This window comes from Streptomyces sp. NPDC050534 (genome assembly GCF_044457745.1).
In the GTDB taxonomy this organism is placed as follows: Bacteria; Actinomycetota; Actinomycetes; order Streptomycetales; family Streptomycetaceae; genus Streptomyces.
This window is the reverse complement of the sequence record NZ_JBITHF010000002.1, coordinates 470,269-484,153: the sequence shown is the minus strand read 5'-3', so window position 1 is coordinate 484,153 and position 13,885 is coordinate 470,269. Positions and strand designations below refer to the sequence as shown.

11 protein-coding genes are annotated in these 13,885 nt (G+C 71.4%); 5 read left to right on the top strand and 6 right to left on the bottom strand.

The window, feature by feature from the left end; genetic code table 11:
• Positions 1-143 precede the first annotated feature (143 nt).
• A complete protein-coding gene (locus tag ACIBN2_RS07700; RefSeq protein ID WP_399133953.1) occupies positions 144-791 on the top strand; it encodes a LysE family translocator in 648 nt (215 codons plus the stop codon).
• Positions 792-811: 20 nt separating this feature from the next.
• Here the strand turns inward: ACIBN2_RS07700 and ACIBN2_RS07695 are convergent, their stop codons facing one another.
• Positions 812-1,939, bottom strand: coding sequence for a winged helix DNA-binding domain-containing protein (locus tag ACIBN2_RS07695; protein WP_399133306.1), 1,128 nt, complete (start codon positions 1,937-1,939; stop codon positions 812-814).
• Positions 1,940-2,084: 145 nt separating this feature from the next.
• On the opposite strand from ACIBN2_RS07695, the gene ACIBN2_RS07690 reads away from it, so the two are divergent.
• The 4 genes from ACIBN2_RS07690 to ACIBN2_RS07675 all read left to right on the top strand — a co-directional run bounded on the left by ACIBN2_RS07690 (position 2,085) and on the right by ACIBN2_RS07675 (position 6,885).
• Positions 2,085-3,245, top strand: a complete 1,161-nt coding sequence (locus ACIBN2_RS07690) for a magnesium and cobalt transport protein CorA (protein WP_399133305.1) — start codon at positions 2,085-2,087, stop codon at positions 3,243-3,245.
• Positions 3,246-3,342: 97 nt separating this feature from the next.
• A complete protein-coding gene (locus ACIBN2_RS07685) occupies positions 3,343-3,960 on the top strand; it encodes a thiol:disulfide interchange protein DsbA/DsbL (protein WP_399133304.1) in 618 nt (205 codons plus the stop codon).
• Positions 3,961-4,089: 129 nt separating this feature from the next.
• On the top strand, positions 4,090-4,530 hold the full coding sequence (locus ACIBN2_RS07680; RefSeq protein WP_399133303.1) for an SRPBCC family protein: 441 nt from the start codon (positions 4,090-4,092) through the stop codon (positions 4,528-4,530).
• A 123-nt stretch (positions 4,531-4,653) separates the two neighbouring features.
• Entirely contained in the window at positions 4,654-6,885 is a 2,232-nt protein-coding gene (locus ACIBN2_RS07675) for a PQQ-binding-like beta-propeller repeat protein (RefSeq protein ID WP_399133302.1), read from the top strand.
• A gap of 9 nt (positions 6,886-6,894) precedes the next feature.
• Here the strand turns inward: ACIBN2_RS07675 and ACIBN2_RS07670 are convergent, their stop codons facing one another.
• From ACIBN2_RS07670 to ACIBN2_RS07650, 5 genes are all read right to left on the bottom strand, one after another.
• Complete coding sequence (locus tag ACIBN2_RS07670) at positions 6,895-8,046, bottom strand: XdhC family protein (RefSeq protein ID WP_399133301.1); 1,152 nt, start codon at positions 8,044-8,046, stop codon at positions 6,895-6,897.
• Positions 8,047-8,093: 47 nt separating this feature from the next.
• The gene (locus ACIBN2_RS07665) at positions 8,094-9,551 is read right to left on the bottom strand and encodes an NCS2 family permease (RefSeq protein ID WP_399133300.1); all 1,458 of its coding nucleotides are present in this window, start codon (positions 9,549-9,551) and stop codon (positions 8,094-8,096) included.
• Between the two features lie 169 nt (positions 9,552-9,720).
• Entirely contained in the window at positions 9,721-12,105 is a 2,385-nt protein-coding gene (locus ACIBN2_RS07660; RefSeq protein ID WP_399133299.1) for a xanthine dehydrogenase family protein molybdopterin-binding subunit, read from the bottom strand.
• 5 nt (positions 12,106-12,110) lie between these two features.
• A complete protein-coding gene (locus tag ACIBN2_RS07655) occupies positions 12,111-12,695 on the bottom strand; it encodes a (2Fe-2S)-binding protein (protein ID WP_399133298.1) in 585 nt (194 codons plus the stop codon).
• Entirely contained in the window at positions 12,695-13,585 is an 891-nt protein-coding gene (locus ACIBN2_RS07650; protein ID WP_399133297.1) for an FAD binding domain-containing protein, read from the bottom strand. Before ACIBN2_RS07650 ends, ACIBN2_RS07655 begins: the two co-directional genes overlap by 1 nt.
• Positions 13,586-13,885 lie beyond the last annotated feature (300 nt).

Genomic DNA, 13,885 nt, shown 5'->3' with positions numbered 1-13,885 from the left:
TCGTACTGGATGTACTCGGGTCTGTGCCCGGTGCGGCGAGAGGGCGTGCCGGGCGTCGCCGGGCAGGCGGAATTCTCGCGACAGGCCCTAGAGGGGAGCCGGCGGCCCCTGTTTCAATGAGCGCCCGGATGGGAGTGATACGCATGGTGTCCACGGACCGTTTCCTCGCCTTCGCCGCGATGTCCCTTCTGGTCATCGTGATCCCGGGGCCCAGCGTGCTGTTCGTCATCGGCCGGGCGCTCGCCCACGGCCGCCGCACCGCCGTGGCGACGGCGATCGGCAATGTCTTCGGCTCGTATCTGCTGGTGGTGGCGGTCGCGGTCGGCATCGGCTCGCTGGTGGAACGCTCGGTGACGGTCTACCTGGCGGTGAAACTGGCCGGCGCCGCCTACCTCGTGTACCTGGGCGTGCACGCCTTCCGGCACCGCAGGGAGCTGAAGGCGTCGGCCATCGGCATCCACCCCGCCGGGCCGGCGCGCGGCGATCTGCGGACCGTGCTGGACGGCGTACTGGTGGGTGTCACCAATCCGAAAGGGGTGGTGTTCTTCGCCGCCGTGCTCCCCCAGTTCGTCGACCACTCGGCGGGCCAGCTGCCCCTGCAGATGCTGCTGCTCGGCCTGATCCCGATCTCGATCGGCCTGGTCACCGACACGCTGTGGGGCCTCACGGCATCGGCGGCCCGCGCCTGGTTCGCCCGCTCCGACCGCCGTCTGTCGCTGATCGGCGGCGCGGGCGGGTTCACGATGATCGGACTGGGGCTGACGGTGGCGGTGACGGGCCGCGCCGACTGACGGTCACCGGATCGCGGCACTCAGCCTTGCGGGATCACGGTCCCGAACCGGATGTCGTACGACGACTGCGGATGCATGGTCGCGAGCATCCGCCCGCCCTCCCGCACCAGTTCCTCCCGCTCGCGCCCGCCGAGCGTGCCGAAGGGTTCGATGACGAGCGCGTCGTCCGTCAGCCTCCACACCCCGGCCAGGAAGCCGTCGACGAGGAAGGTGCGGTGCACCATGTTGCCCACCCAGCTGCGGCCCCGGTACCCGGCGGGGACGACCCGGCTGCGGTCCGCGTGCGAGAGCAGCAGGTTGTCGAACTCGGGCAGGAAGCGGGGCGGGGCGGGCGTGTCCGCGTCGGGCCGGGGCGCGTCGGGAAGGTCGAAGAGCTCGGCGCCGTTCTCGTCGCGGAAGGTGAGGAGTCGCGGGCGCAGACGCTCGAATGCCTCGCGCAGCCGGGTCAGTCCGGCCCAGGTCTGCATGTCCTTGACGGAGGCGGGGCCGAAGGCGGCGAGGTAGCGCAGGACGATCGCGTCGATTGCCGGGGCCGTCCCGGCGGGGCGGCCCAGCCAGTGCTCGGCGGTGGTCAGGGCGACCTGGCCGCTCCTGCCCCACAGTCCGCGCGGGGTGACCTGGACGAGCGGGAGCGTGCAGCGGGCGGCGATGCCGAGGGACTGCGGGTCGGCGTCGGGCCACTCGGCCAGCAGGGCCTCGCGCAGATCCTTCATGGTGCGCGGCTCGTCCTCGACCAGCTCACGGGCGAGTGCGGCGAGCCGGCCGAGGTCGACGCCCGCAAGTCCCTTGCGGAAAGCGGTCAGTTCGCGGTCTCGGGCCGGCTGGACGAGCGGGCGCAGGGTGAGGCAGTCGTCCGCGGTGTGGGTGTGGATGGTCGAGCGCATGGTGACGATGCGGACCACCTCGCGGTCCGCCATCAGTGCGGACAGCTCCTCGGGGCCGAAGCCGTCGAGACGGGCGGCGAGCGCGTAGTACGGCGGCTTGACGTTCTGAGCCTGGAGCCCGAGGAGGTGCGCGACGGCGGACTTCGCGTCGAGCGGCGACCGGCGCAGCAGCAACTGACGTTGCAGAGTGGCGCGGTTCAGGTCGCGGATGCCGAGCACGGGGCTCGTCGCGGTCGTCGTCTTCGGCATGCTCCGCTTCGTCATGCTCCGCACGCTAGCGGTGCTTGCGGACACCTGCTGTCCGCAACTCTCACCGGATACCGGACCCGCAGGTCGTCCCGCCGTCGTTCGCCCCGGATATCCTGCCCGGGATCACTCCGGCAGCAGGCACGAACCGGGAGGCAGCCGCATGTCCGAGCGACGCGCCCGTCCCGAGAACGCGAACGCGCGCAGGTCCGTCTGGCGCCGTGCGCTGACCCCGCCGCAACCACCGTCGTCGAGGACCCCGCCGCCCGCGGGCGAGCCGGTGTCCGCCGAGCAGCCGGAGGTGGCCGGCGTCGTCCAGGCGGCGCTGTACCGGGACGGCGTCCGCATCTCCTCGCCGGCCACCCTCGCCGACACCTACCGCGAGCTGCTCGACCAGCCTTCCGGCATGGCGTGGATCGGCCTCGCCCGCCCCACCGAGGGCGAACTCCTCTCCCTGGCGGCCGAGTTCGACCTGCACCCGCTGGCGGTCGAGGACGCGATGGAGGCCCACCAGCGTCCGAAGCTGGAGCGTTACGGCGACACGCTCTTCGTCGTCCTGCGCGCGGCCCGCTACCTCGACGCCCCCGAGGAGGTCGACTTCGGCGAGCTGCACGTGTTCCTGGGACCCGACTTCCTCATCACCGTCCGGCACGGCGCCGCCCCCGACCTCTCCGCGGTCCGCCGCCGTTTGGAGGACTCCCCGGAGCTGCTGAAACTCGGCCCGGAGGCGGTCCTGTACGCCATCCTCGACGCCGTCGTCGACGGGTACGCGCCGGTGGTCTCCGGCGTCCAGAACGACATCGACGAGATCGAGACCGAGGTCTTCCGCGGCGACCCCGAGGTCTCCCGCCGTATCTACGAACTCTCCCGCGAGATGGTCGAGTTCCAGCGCGCCACCCGCCCCCTGGTCGGCATGCTGCACGGACTGATCGCCGGGTTCTCCAAGTACGGCACGGACGAGGAACTCCAGCGCCATCTGCGCGACGTCGCCGACCATGTCACGCACACCAGTGAACGCGTCGACGGCTTCCGCCAGGCCCTCGCGGACATCCTCACGGTGAACGCGACGCTGGTCACCCAGCAGCAGAACGCGGAGATGCGGGCGCTCGCGCAGGCGGGGTTCGAGCAGAACGAGGAGATCAAGAGGATCTCCAGCTGGGCGGCGATCCTGTTCGCGCCGACGCTGGTGGGAACGATCTACGGGATGAACTTCCACGACATGCCGGAGCTGAGCTGGGGCTTCGGCTACCCCTTCGCGATCGGCCTGATGGGCGTGGTCTGCTTCAGCCTCTACGTGATCTTCAAGCGGCGGGGCTGGCTCTGACGTCCGGCGCCTCGCGCCCCGGCGGCGAGCGGCCGATCGAGGGACCTTGCGTGTGTCTGCGGGGTGCGGGGGGAAAAGGGGCGCGAGGGTGGCCGCCATGAAGAAGACGATGCGCCTGCTGGCGCTGACAGCCGCGCTGACCTGCCTGCTCGGGGCCTCCTCCGGCGACCCGAAGGAGGGGGTGCAGTACTTCCGGCTCAAGCACCCGGTCACCGGTGTGGCCGCCCGCCAGGTGGTGGAGGTGTTCTGGTACGACTGCCCGGACTCCTACGCGTTCGAGAAGCCGCTGGAGAACTGGGCCGCACGGCAGAGCCCGCGGGTGAAGGTGGTACGCGTCCCCGCGGCCTGGACGGACCAGCCCGACCAACTCGCCTATGCCCGCCTGTTCTACGCCCTCGACCGGCTCGGCCTCGCGGAGCGGGAGGCGCTCCCGGTCTTCCACGCCGTACGCGACCAGCACCAGGACCTCACCACCGAGAGGCGGGTCCTGGCCTGGGCGGCCACGCAGGGACTCGACGTGGACGCGGTGCGGACCGCGTACCGTTCCAAGTCCGTCGACGCCAAGGTCAAGGCGGCGCCCGCGCTCCGTGAGCGCTACCAGGTGGTCGAGGAGCCCACGGTGGTCGTGGGCGGACGCTTCCGTACGTCGCCGCTGCAGGTGGGCACCGCCTCCGACACCCTCTCGGTGATGGACCACCTGTACCGCACCGCGTGATCCAACGGAGGCCATGAGCCGCGCGGAGTGACGAAAGGACGTCGGCGGCGGCGTCCGCGCGCTCGCCCAAGTGCGTGACGCCCGGGTGAACATCCCGGTGAGCAACGCGGATTGCCTACGATTCGTCGTGTGGTCAACTTCCTTCTCGAACGCACGGCACCGCTCCCCCTCGACGAGGCGTGGCGCCGCCTCACGCAGTGGCGCCGCCACGGCGACGTGGTCCCGCTGACCCGGGTCAGGGTGGTGCCGCCCGCGCCGACCCAGGTCGGCACGCTCGTCGTGGCCCGTTCGGGAATCCGGCCGCTCGCCTTCGACGATCCGATGGAGGTCACGGTCTGGCGCCCGCCCACGGACACGGCGGCGGGCCTGTGCCGGCTGGAGAAGCGGGGCCGGGTCGTCACCGGCTGGGCGGAGATCGAGGTCCGCCCGGGACCGGGCGGGCGCAGCCGGGTGGTCTGGCGCGAGGAAATCGCCGTCGCCTTCCTCCCCCGCTTCGTCGACCCCCTCCTCGGCGCCGCGGCCCGCTCGATGTTCGGCCGGGCGGCGAACCGCCTCCTCAGGATGGAGTGACGCCCCGGGGCGCGCCCGGATGTCCGGGCCCTGACCGGCGAGGCGTACACACGTCCTAGGCTGATGCCTTCGAACTCGACGTCCTACGAGGGAATCAGGGGAATGGGGAAAGGTGACCGGCGCATGTCGCCGAACCCCGGTGATGCCGGGTCCACCGACGGCTCCATAGGCGGCTACACGCTGATCGACCGGCTGGGCAGCGGCGGGATGGGCGTCGTCCACCTGGGGCTCTCCGCCTCGGGGCGGCAGGTCGCCATCAAGGTCGTGCATGCGCAGTACGCGCTCGACGAGGAGTTCCGGGCCCGTTTCCGGCAGGAGGTGGCGGCGGCCCGGCGGGTTAGCGGTGCGTTCACCGCCCCCGTGGTGGACGCCGACCCGGACGCCGGACTGCCGTGGATGGCCACGCTGTACGTGCCCGGCCGGACGCTGTCCGACATCGTTGCCGAAGAAGGCCCGCTGACCGGTCGCGCGCTGCGCATGCTGGCGCTGGGGCTCGTCGAGGCGCTGCGGGACATCCACCGGGCGGGTGTCGTGCACCGGGACCTGAAGCCGAGCAACGTCCTGATGGCCGAGGACGGCCCGCGCGTCATCGACTTCGGCATCTCCCGCGCCGCCGACAGCGAGGACCTGACGGTGACCGGCCGGCTGATCGGCACCCCGCCCTTCATGTCCCCGGAGCAGTTCTCCTCGCCGAAGGAGGTCACCGGCGCCTCGGACGTGTTCTCGCTGGGCTCGGTCCTGGTGTACGCGGCCACCGGGAACCGCCCCTTCGACGGCGGCAGCCCGTACTTGACGGGCTATCAGGTGATGCACGAGTCCCCGCGTCTGGACGGGGTGCCGGAACCGCTGCGGAGCATCGCCGGGCGCTGCCTGGACAAGGACCCGGCGGCCCGGCCCCAACTGGCCGAACTGCAGGACATGTTGCGGACGCTGCCGACCGGGGGTGTCCCTCCGCTGCCGGACCTCGAAAGCGCCCGTACGGTCCCCGACCTCGCGGGGTCCCCCTCGGCGCCGGGCTCCCCGCACCGCCCGGGCGGCACGACCGTCGGGACCGGTGGGAGGTCCGCCGGGGGCGGCCGCCGGGCACGGCGGATCCTGGTCGCGCTCGGCGCCGCGCTGGCCGTCACCGCGGTCGGCCTCACCGCGGCGCACATCGTGTCGGGCGGCGGGACGAACGGCGGCCCGGCCGCCGCCGGCGGTTCGGCGTCCGGCGCCGCCCCGGTGAGCCTGCCCGCGGGCTGGAAGCCGTGGCGGGCGAGCCTGCTCACCGGGAAGAAGGGCGATCCGCTCGACTACGGCGAGTCCGGCTGCGCGGCGGGCGGTTCGACCGCCGTGTACTGCGCGGGCACCGGTTTCACCGTCACCAAGCTCGACGCGGCGTCCGGCCGGGTGCTGTGGCGGCACGGCACCAGCCCGGAGACCTCACGTCCCATCGGCGTCCGGGACTCCCGCGTCTACACCTACCGCAAGCCGGACTCGACCCGGACCTACATCGCCCGCCGGCTGGTCGCCCTGGACGAGAGGACCGGCAGCGAGCTCTGGGCCCGCCCGGTCAGCGAGGACGAACCCGCCCTCCTGTTCAGCGGGGGGATCATGGCGATGGACGAGAACAAGACCGCGTTCGTCGCCTACGACGGCACGGGCCGGCAGCTGTGGACCGCACCGGCGAGATCGTCGGCCGGGAACGCCTGCGAGCCGGTCGTGCTGGGCGGCGCCCCCTACGGCCTGTGCACCCCCATGGACGACCCGGGCAAGGGCAAGGTCTCACTCCTGCGGTTCGACCCGGCCGACGGCACGCCCAAGGAGATCGCCACCCTGCCCACGGGGGCCGAGCCCGTGGGCACCGTCGACGGGCAACTGCTGTTCCTGATGCCGAAGTTGGCGCCGAACCAGTTCGGCAGCAGCGGTGAGGACCAGCCGTACACCGGGCTGAGGCGGGTGGACCCGCGCACCGGCGCCGTGCGGCGGGGCTCCCTGCCGGGCACACCGCGCGGGACGGTCACGCTGCTCAGGGGCGTCGTCTACTTCGTCCGGCCCGACGGCACGGTCACCGCCGTACGGGCGGCCGACGGCAAGCAGTTGTGGCAGCGGGCGAGCGAGATCGAGAACCTGTCGACGCCGGTGCTGTCGGCGAAGTCCGGCACGCTGTACTTCGCCAACCGGTACGGCCGGCTGCTCGCCCTGGACTCCGCCACCGGCGCGGTCCGCCGGCGCACCGCCGCGATCGGCGATCCGGGAGAGTCGGCGGAGCAGACCACGCCGTACGTACTCCAGGTCAAGGACGCGATCGTGGCCGTGGCGGGCGACACCGCCTTCTCCGTACGCCCGGACCGGATGGACACGACGGCCGGATGAGCGGCCGGCTCAGGCCACCGACCCGATCCGCCCCGCCGGCACCGGCGTCGTGTCGTGGTGGATCGGCGTGTGGGCGCCGGTGAGGGAGATGCCGGTGCCGCCGCGGCGGTCGGCGACGATCTCGGAGGCGATGGACAGGGCCGTCTCCTCGGGGGTGCGGGCACCGAGGTCGAGGCCGATCGGGGAGCGAAGGCGCGCCAACTCCAGTTCCGTCACGCCGACTTCACGGAGGCGCTCGTTGCGGTCCAGGTGGGTGCGGCGGGAGCCCATCGCACCGACGTAGGCGACGGGCAGGCGCAGCGCCCGTTGCAGCAGCGGTACGTCGAACTTCGCGTCGTGGGTGAGGACGCAGAGGACGGTTCGGCCGTCCACGGGCGTGCGATCCAGATACGTGTGAGGCCACTCGACGACGATCTCGTCGGCCTCGGGGAAGCGTGCCCTCGTCGCGAAGACGGGGCGCGCGTCGCAGACCGTCACGTGGTAGCCCAGGAACTTGCCGATGCGGACCAGTGCCGACGCGAAGTCGATCGCACCGAAGACGATCATCCGGGGCGCGGGCACGGACGACTCCACCAGGACGGTGAGCGGGGCGCCGCAGCGCGAGCCCTGTTCGCCGATCTCGAGGGTGCCGGTGCGCCCGGCGTCCAGGAAGGCCCCGGCCTCCGCCGCGACCGTACGGTCCAGTTCGGGGTGGGCGCCGAAGCCGCCCTCGGACGCGCCGTCGGGGCGGACCACGAGCGCCCGTCCGAGCAGTTGGGCCGGGCCCCGCACGATCCGCGCCACCGCCGCCGCCTCCCCACGGGCGGCGGCGGCGAGCGCGGACGCGATCGCCGGGCGGGCGGGGTCTGCCGCCCGTACCGGCGTGACGAGGATGTCGATGATGCCGCCGCAGGTCAGGCCGACCGCGAAGGCGTCCTCGTCGCTGTACCCGAACCGCTCGAGGACGGTTTCGCCGTCCTCCAGGGCCTGTTGGCACAGCTCGTACACGGCGCCCTCCACACAGCCCCCGGAGACCGAGCCGATGGCCGTGCCGTCGGCGTCCACCGCGAGGGCGGCGCCGGGCCGGCGGGGTGCGCTGCCGCCGACGGCCACCACGGTGGCCACGGCGAAGTCGCGTCCCTGCCCGACCCACCGGTTGAGCTCCTCGGCGATGTCCAGCATCTGTCGGTCTCCTCACAAGGTAGCTGCGGAGGGCTGTTCACGGGCGGCTAGTGCACGCCCATCCAGCTCTCGATCGGATTGAGGGCGAAGTAGATCAGGAAGATCGCCGTCAGGCCCCACATGAAGGCCCCGATCTCCCGCGCCTTGCTCTGGGCGATCTTGATGGCGACGTAGGAGACGACTCCGGCGGCGACGCCCGCGGTGATGGAGTACGTGAACGGCATGATCACGACGGTCAGGAAGACCGGGATCGCGGTGGCGCGGTCGGCCCAGTCCACGTGGCGGGCGTTCATCATCATCATGGCGCCGATCACGACGAGGGCCGCGGCCGCGACCTCGCCGGGGACGATCGCCGTCAGCGGGGTGAAGAACAGACAGGCCGCGAAGAACAGCCCGGTGACCACGGAGGACAGGCCCGTACGGGCTCCCTCGCCGACGCCGGTCGCCGACTCGACGAACACCGTCTGGCCCGACGCGCCGGCGACGCCGCCGATCGCGCCGCCCGCGCCGTCGATGAACAGCGCCTTGGACAGGCCCGGCATCCGGCCCTGGTCGTCGGCCAGCTTGGCCTCGGTCCCGACGCCGATGATGGTGGCCATGGCGTCGAAGAAGCCGGCCAGCACGAGCGTGAAGACGATCATGCCGACGGTCATCGCGCCGACGCTGCCCCAGCCGCCGAACTCCACCTTCCCGAAGAGCGAGAAGTCCGGCATGGACACCGCGCTGCCGTGCAGTTCGGGAGCGCCGCTCGCCCACTGCTTCGGGTCGATGACCCCGGCCGCGTTGAGGACGACGGCGGCCACGGTGCCGCCGAGGATGCCGATCAGGATCGCGCCGGGGACACCGCGCGCCTGGAGCATGAAGATCGCGAGCAGGGTGATCGCGAAGAGCAGCACCGGCCAGCCGGCGAGTTCACCGGTCGCGCCGAGGGAGACGGGGGTCGCCTTGCCCTGGTGCACGAAGCCGGCCTTCACCAGGCCGATCAGGGCGATGAACAGCCCGATCCCCATGGTGATCGCGTGCTTCAGCGCGAGCGGGATCGCGTTCATGATCATCTCGCGCAGGCCGGTGACGACCAGCAGCATGATGACCACGCCGTACATCACGCACATGCCCATGGCCTGCGGCCAGGTCATCTGCGGAGCCACCTGCGAGGACAGCACGCCGGAGACGGACAGACCCGCGGCGAGGGCGAGCGGCACCTTGCCGACGAAACCCATGAGCAGCGTGGTGAAGGCCGCTGCGAACGCCGTCGCGGTGATCAGGGCCTTCTGGCCGAGCATGTCCCCGGCCGCGTCCTTGCCGGACAGGATCAGGGGGTTGAGCAGCAGGATGTACGCCATCGCCATGAAGGTGGTGACGCCGCCGCGCACTTCGCGTGCGACGGAGGATCCGCGCTGGGATATGTGAAAGTACCGGTCGAGCCAGGACCTGCCGGCCGGGACGCGGGTTCCTTCTCCCGCGTCGTCGGCGGTGGTCGCCGGCTCCAGTGACTGCTGGGTCATGTGGGCCTACTCCCAAGGTTCACAGGGGCACCCGGCAGCGCCAGGGGGCGACTGCGGGATTTGGGATGGTGCTGCGGCCGCACGACCCGGGGGACGGCCCGAGACGAACGAACTGGGTTCTCCGGACGGCGCGGAGTGTGTGACGTTCCGTGCGCCGCCCGGAGGTCTTTCACACGGTTCCGGTGAGGTGCTCGGGCCGGACCGGGGTCCTGTTCAGCTCGAGACCGGTGGCGTTGCGGATCGCCGCGAGGACAGCCGGAGTCGACGACAGGGTCGGTGCCTCGCCGATGCCACGCAGCCCGTACGGGGCGTGGTCGTCGGCGAGTTCGAGCACGTCGACGGGGATGGTCGGCGTGTCGAGAATCGTGGGGATCAGGTAGTCCGTGAAGGAGGGGTTCCTGACCTTCGCCGTCTTGGGGTCGACGATGATCTCCTCCATCACCGCCACGCCCAGGCCCTGGGTGGTGCCACCCTGGATCTGGCCGATGACGGAGAGCGGGTTGAGCGCCTTGCCGACGTCCTGGGCGCAGGCCAGTTCGATGACCTTGACCAGGCCGAGCTCGGTGTCGACCTCGACGACGGCGCGGTGTGCGGCGAACGAGTACTGGACGTGGCCGTTGCCCTGGCCGGTGCGCAGGTCGAAGGCCTCGGTCGGGCGGTGCCGCCACTCCTCCTCCAGCTCGACCGCCTCGCCGTCGAGGACGTCCACCAGGTCGGCGAGGACCTCGCCGCCGTCGGTGACGACCTTGCCGCCCTCCAGGAGCAGCTCGGCGGTGGCCCAGGCGGGGTGGTACGTGCCGAACTTGCGCCGGCCGATGTCCAGCACCCGCTCGCGGACGAGCTCGCAGGCGTTCTTCACGGCACCACCGGTGACGTACGTCTGCCGGGAGGCCGAGGTCGAACCGGCCGAACCCACCTGGGTGTTCGCGGGGTGGATGGTCACCTGCGCGACGCCCAGCTCGGTGCGGGCGATCTGCGCGTGGACGGTGACACCGCCCTGCCCGACCTCCGCCATCGCGGTGTGCACGGTCGCGACGGGCTCGCCGCCGACGACCTCCATGCGCACCTTGGCGGTGGAGTAGTCGTCGAAGCCCTCGGAGAAGCCGACGTTCTTGATGCCGACCGCGTAGCCGACGCCTCGTACGACGCCTTCGCCGTGCGTGGTGTTGGACAGACCGCCGGGCAGCTGCCGTACGTCCGCGCCCTCGCTGGACTCCCACTGGCGCTCCGGCGGCATGGGCATCGCCTTGACGCGGCGCAGGAGTTCGGCGACCGGGGCCGGGGAGTCGACCGGCTGCCCGGTCGGCATGATGGTCCCCTGCTCCATGGCGTTCAGCTTGCGGAACTCCACCGGGTCCATGCCCAGCTTCTTCGCCAGCTTGTCCATCTGCGCCTCGTAGGCGAAGCACGCCTGGACCGCGCCGAAGCCGCGCATCGCGCCGCAGGGCGGGTTGTTGGTGTAGAGGGCGATGGCCTCGATGTCGACGTCGTCGATCACGTACGGGCCGACCGACAGGGACGAGGCGTTGCCGACGACCGCCGGGGAGGCGGAGGCGTAGGCGCCGCCGTCCAGCACGATCCGGCACTTCATGTGCGTGAGCTTGCCGTCCTTCGTCGCCCCGTGCTCGTAGTGGAGCTTGGCCGGGTGGCGGTGAACGTGCCCGAAGAAGGACTCGAAGCGGTTGTAGACGATCTTGACGGGCTTGCCCGTGCGCATCGCCAGCAGACAGGCGTGGATCTGCATCGACAGGTCCTCGCGGCCGCCGAACGCGCCGCCGACACCGGCCAGCGTCATCCGCACCTTGTCCTCGCGCAGGCCGAGCACGGGCGCGATCTGGCGCAGGTCGGAGTGGAGCCACTGGGTGGCGATGTAGAGGTGGACGCCGCCGTCCTCCTCCGGCACCGCGAGGCCGGACTCGGGCCCGAGGAAGGCCTGGTCCTGCATGCCGAAGGTGTACTCGCCCTTGACGATCACGTCGGCGCGCTTCGCGGCCTCGTCCGCGTCGCCGCGGACGATCGGCTGGCGGTGGACGATGTTCGGGTGCGGGACGTGGCCGCAGTGGTGGTCGTCGCGGCCCTCGTGCACGAGCACCGCGTCGGGCGCGGTCGCGGAGGCCTCGTCGGTGATGACGGGCAGCTCGCGGTACTCGACCTTGATCTTGGCGGCGGCGCGGCGCGCGGTCTCCGGGTGGTCGGCCGCGACGATGGCGACCGGCTCACCGTGGTGGCGCACCTTGCCGTGCGCGAGGACCGGGGTGTCCTGGATCTCCAGGCCGTAGTTCTTCACCTCGGTCGGCAGGTCGTCGTACGTCATGACGGCGTAGACGCCCGGGGTGGCCAGCGCCTCGCCCGTGTCGATGGACACGATCTCGGCGTGCGCGACCGTTGAGCGCAGGATCTGGCCCCACAGCATGTCCTCGTGCCACATGTCGGACGAGTACGCGAACTCGCCGGTGACCTTCAGGGTGCCGTCCGGGCGGAGCGTGGACTCGCCGATGCCGCCCTTGGTCTGCGACCCCTGGGTGATCTTGGTGGGGGCTCCGTTGGTGGGCATCGGGCTCAGACCGCCTCTCCCTGCCGGGCGGCCGCGAGGCGGACCGCGTCCATGATCTTCTCGTAGCCGGTGCAGCGGCACAGGTTGCCCGACAGCGCCTCGCGGATGTCCGCGTCGCTCGGGTTCGGGTTGCGCTCGAGCATCTCGTCGGCGGCGACCAGCAGACCGGGAGTGCAGAAGCCGCACTGGACCGCGCCGGCGTCGATGAACGCCTGCTGGACTGGGGAGAGTTCGCCGCCCTCGCCGGTGTGCGAGTCGTGGCCCTTGGCCGCCCACTGCTGGGCGTCCTGCAGCGACGTACCGCAGGCGCCGGAGGCGCAACCGCCGTGCTCCTCGCGCTGCTTGGCGAAGTCCGCCAGACCCTCGACGGTGACGACCTCACGGCCCTCTACCTGCCCGGCCGCGACCAGACAGGAACACACCGGCACGCCGTCCAGGCGGACCGTGCAGGAGCCGCACTCTCCCTGCTCGCAGGCGTTCTTGGAGCCGGGCAGGCCCAGGCGCTCCCGCAGGACGTAGAGCAGGCTCTCGCCCTCCCAGACGTCGTCCGCCTCCTGCCGGCGTCCGTTGACGGTGAAGTTGACGCGCATTACGCAGCTCCCTCGGTGATGCGGCGGGCGCCGCGGTACGACTCCCAGGTCCAGGTGAGCGTGCGGCGGGCCATGACGCCGACCGCGTGGCGGCGGTAGCTCGCCGTGCCCCGGACGTCGTCGATCGGGTTGCAGGCACCGGAGCACAGCTCCGCGAACTGCTTGGCGACCGACGGGGTGATGATCTTCCCGTTGTCCCAGAAGCCGCCCTCTTCGAGCGCCGCGTTCAGGAACTCCTCCGCGGCCTTCGCCCGGACGGGGGTGGGCGCGGCCGAGCCGATTCCGGTGCGGACCGTGCGGGTGCGAGGGTGCAGCGCGAGGCCGAAGGCGCACACCGCGATGACCATCGCGTTGCGGGTGCCGACCTTGGAGTACTGCTGCGGCCCGTCGGCCTTGTCGATGTGCACGCACTTGATGAGTTCGTCCGCGGCGAGTGCGTTCCGCTTCACGCCGGTGTAGAACTCGTCGATCGGGATACGGCGGCTGCCGCGCACCGACTCGACCTCGACCTCGGCGCCGGCCGCCAGCAGGGCGGGGTGGGCGTCGCCGGCCGGGGAGGCGGTGCCGAGGTTGCCGCCGACACCGCCGCGGTTACGGATCTGCGGGGAGGCGACCGTGTGCGAGGCGAGGGCGAGGCCCGGCAGCTCGGCGCGCAGGTTCTCCATGATCTTCGTGTACGGGACGGAGGCGCCCAGCCGTACGCTCTCCTCGCCGACCTCCCACTCGAAGAGGTCGCCGACGCGGTTCAGGTCGAGCAGGTACTCGGGCCGGCGGTGGTCGAAGTTGATCTCGACCATCACATCGGTGCCACCCGCAATCGGCACGGCGGTGGGGTGCTCGGCCTTCGCGGCGAGCGCCTCCTGCCAGCTGGCGGGGCGAAGGAAGTCCATTGCCGGCTCTCTTCTTCGTCTCGTGGTCGTACGGATCGAGCCAGATCGGGTGCGGCGGTCGCGGCTCGTTCATGTGCTGTTTACGCGGAGTGGAGCCAGTACACAGCGCTGTACTCCGCCGGGGTCAGTCACGGAAACCATGAAGGAGTTGGCTGGCCAGGCCGGGCATCTTGTAGATTCGTATGAACGGAGGTCATCAGCAACCTCTTCGTTTTCCTGTAGAAACGCAGGAAACAGCCTGGTAATCGAAGGATGCGCCTGACACGGCGGTCGCGCGGCGTCTTCCACCGGCCCTCCTCA

Bases quoted from the DNA above. Each gene is read 5' to 3' on its own strand.
- ACIBN2_RS07700 (WP_399133953.1), top strand. From the start codon at position 144: ATGGTGTCCACGGACCGTTTCCTCGCCTTCGCCGCGATGTCCCTTCTG.
- ACIBN2_RS07695 (WP_399133306.1), bottom strand. From the start codon at position 1,939: ATGACGAAGCGGAGCATGCCGAAGACGACGACCGCGACGAGCCCCGTG.
- ACIBN2_RS07690 (WP_399133305.1), top strand. From the start codon at position 2,085: ATGTCCGAGCGACGCGCCCGTCCCGAGAACGCGAACGCGCGCAGGTCC.
- ACIBN2_RS07685 (WP_399133304.1), top strand. From the start codon at position 3,343: ATGAAGAAGACGATGCGCCTGCTGGCGCTGACAGCCGCGCTGACCTGC.
- ACIBN2_RS07675 (WP_399133302.1), top strand. From the start codon at position 4,654: ATGTCGCCGAACCCCGGTGATGCCGGGTCCACCGACGGCTCCATAGGC.
- ACIBN2_RS07670 (WP_399133301.1), bottom strand. From the start codon at position 8,046: ATGCTGGACATCGCCGAGGAGCTCAACCGGTGGGTCGGGCAGGGACGC.
- ACIBN2_RS07665 (WP_399133300.1), bottom strand. From the start codon at position 9,551: ATGACCCAGCAGTCACTGGAGCCGGCGACCACCGCCGACGACGCGGGA.
- ACIBN2_RS07660 (WP_399133299.1), bottom strand. From the start codon at position 12,105: ATGCCCACCAACGGAGCCCCCACCAAGATCACCCAGGGGTCGCAGACC.
- ACIBN2_RS07655 (WP_399133298.1), bottom strand. From the start codon at position 12,695: ATGCGCGTCAACTTCACCGTCAACGGACGCCGGCAGGAGGCGGACGAC.
- ACIBN2_RS07650 (WP_399133297.1), bottom strand. From the start codon at position 13,585: ATGGACTTCCTTCGCCCCGCCAGCTGGCAGGAGGCGCTCGCCGCGAAG.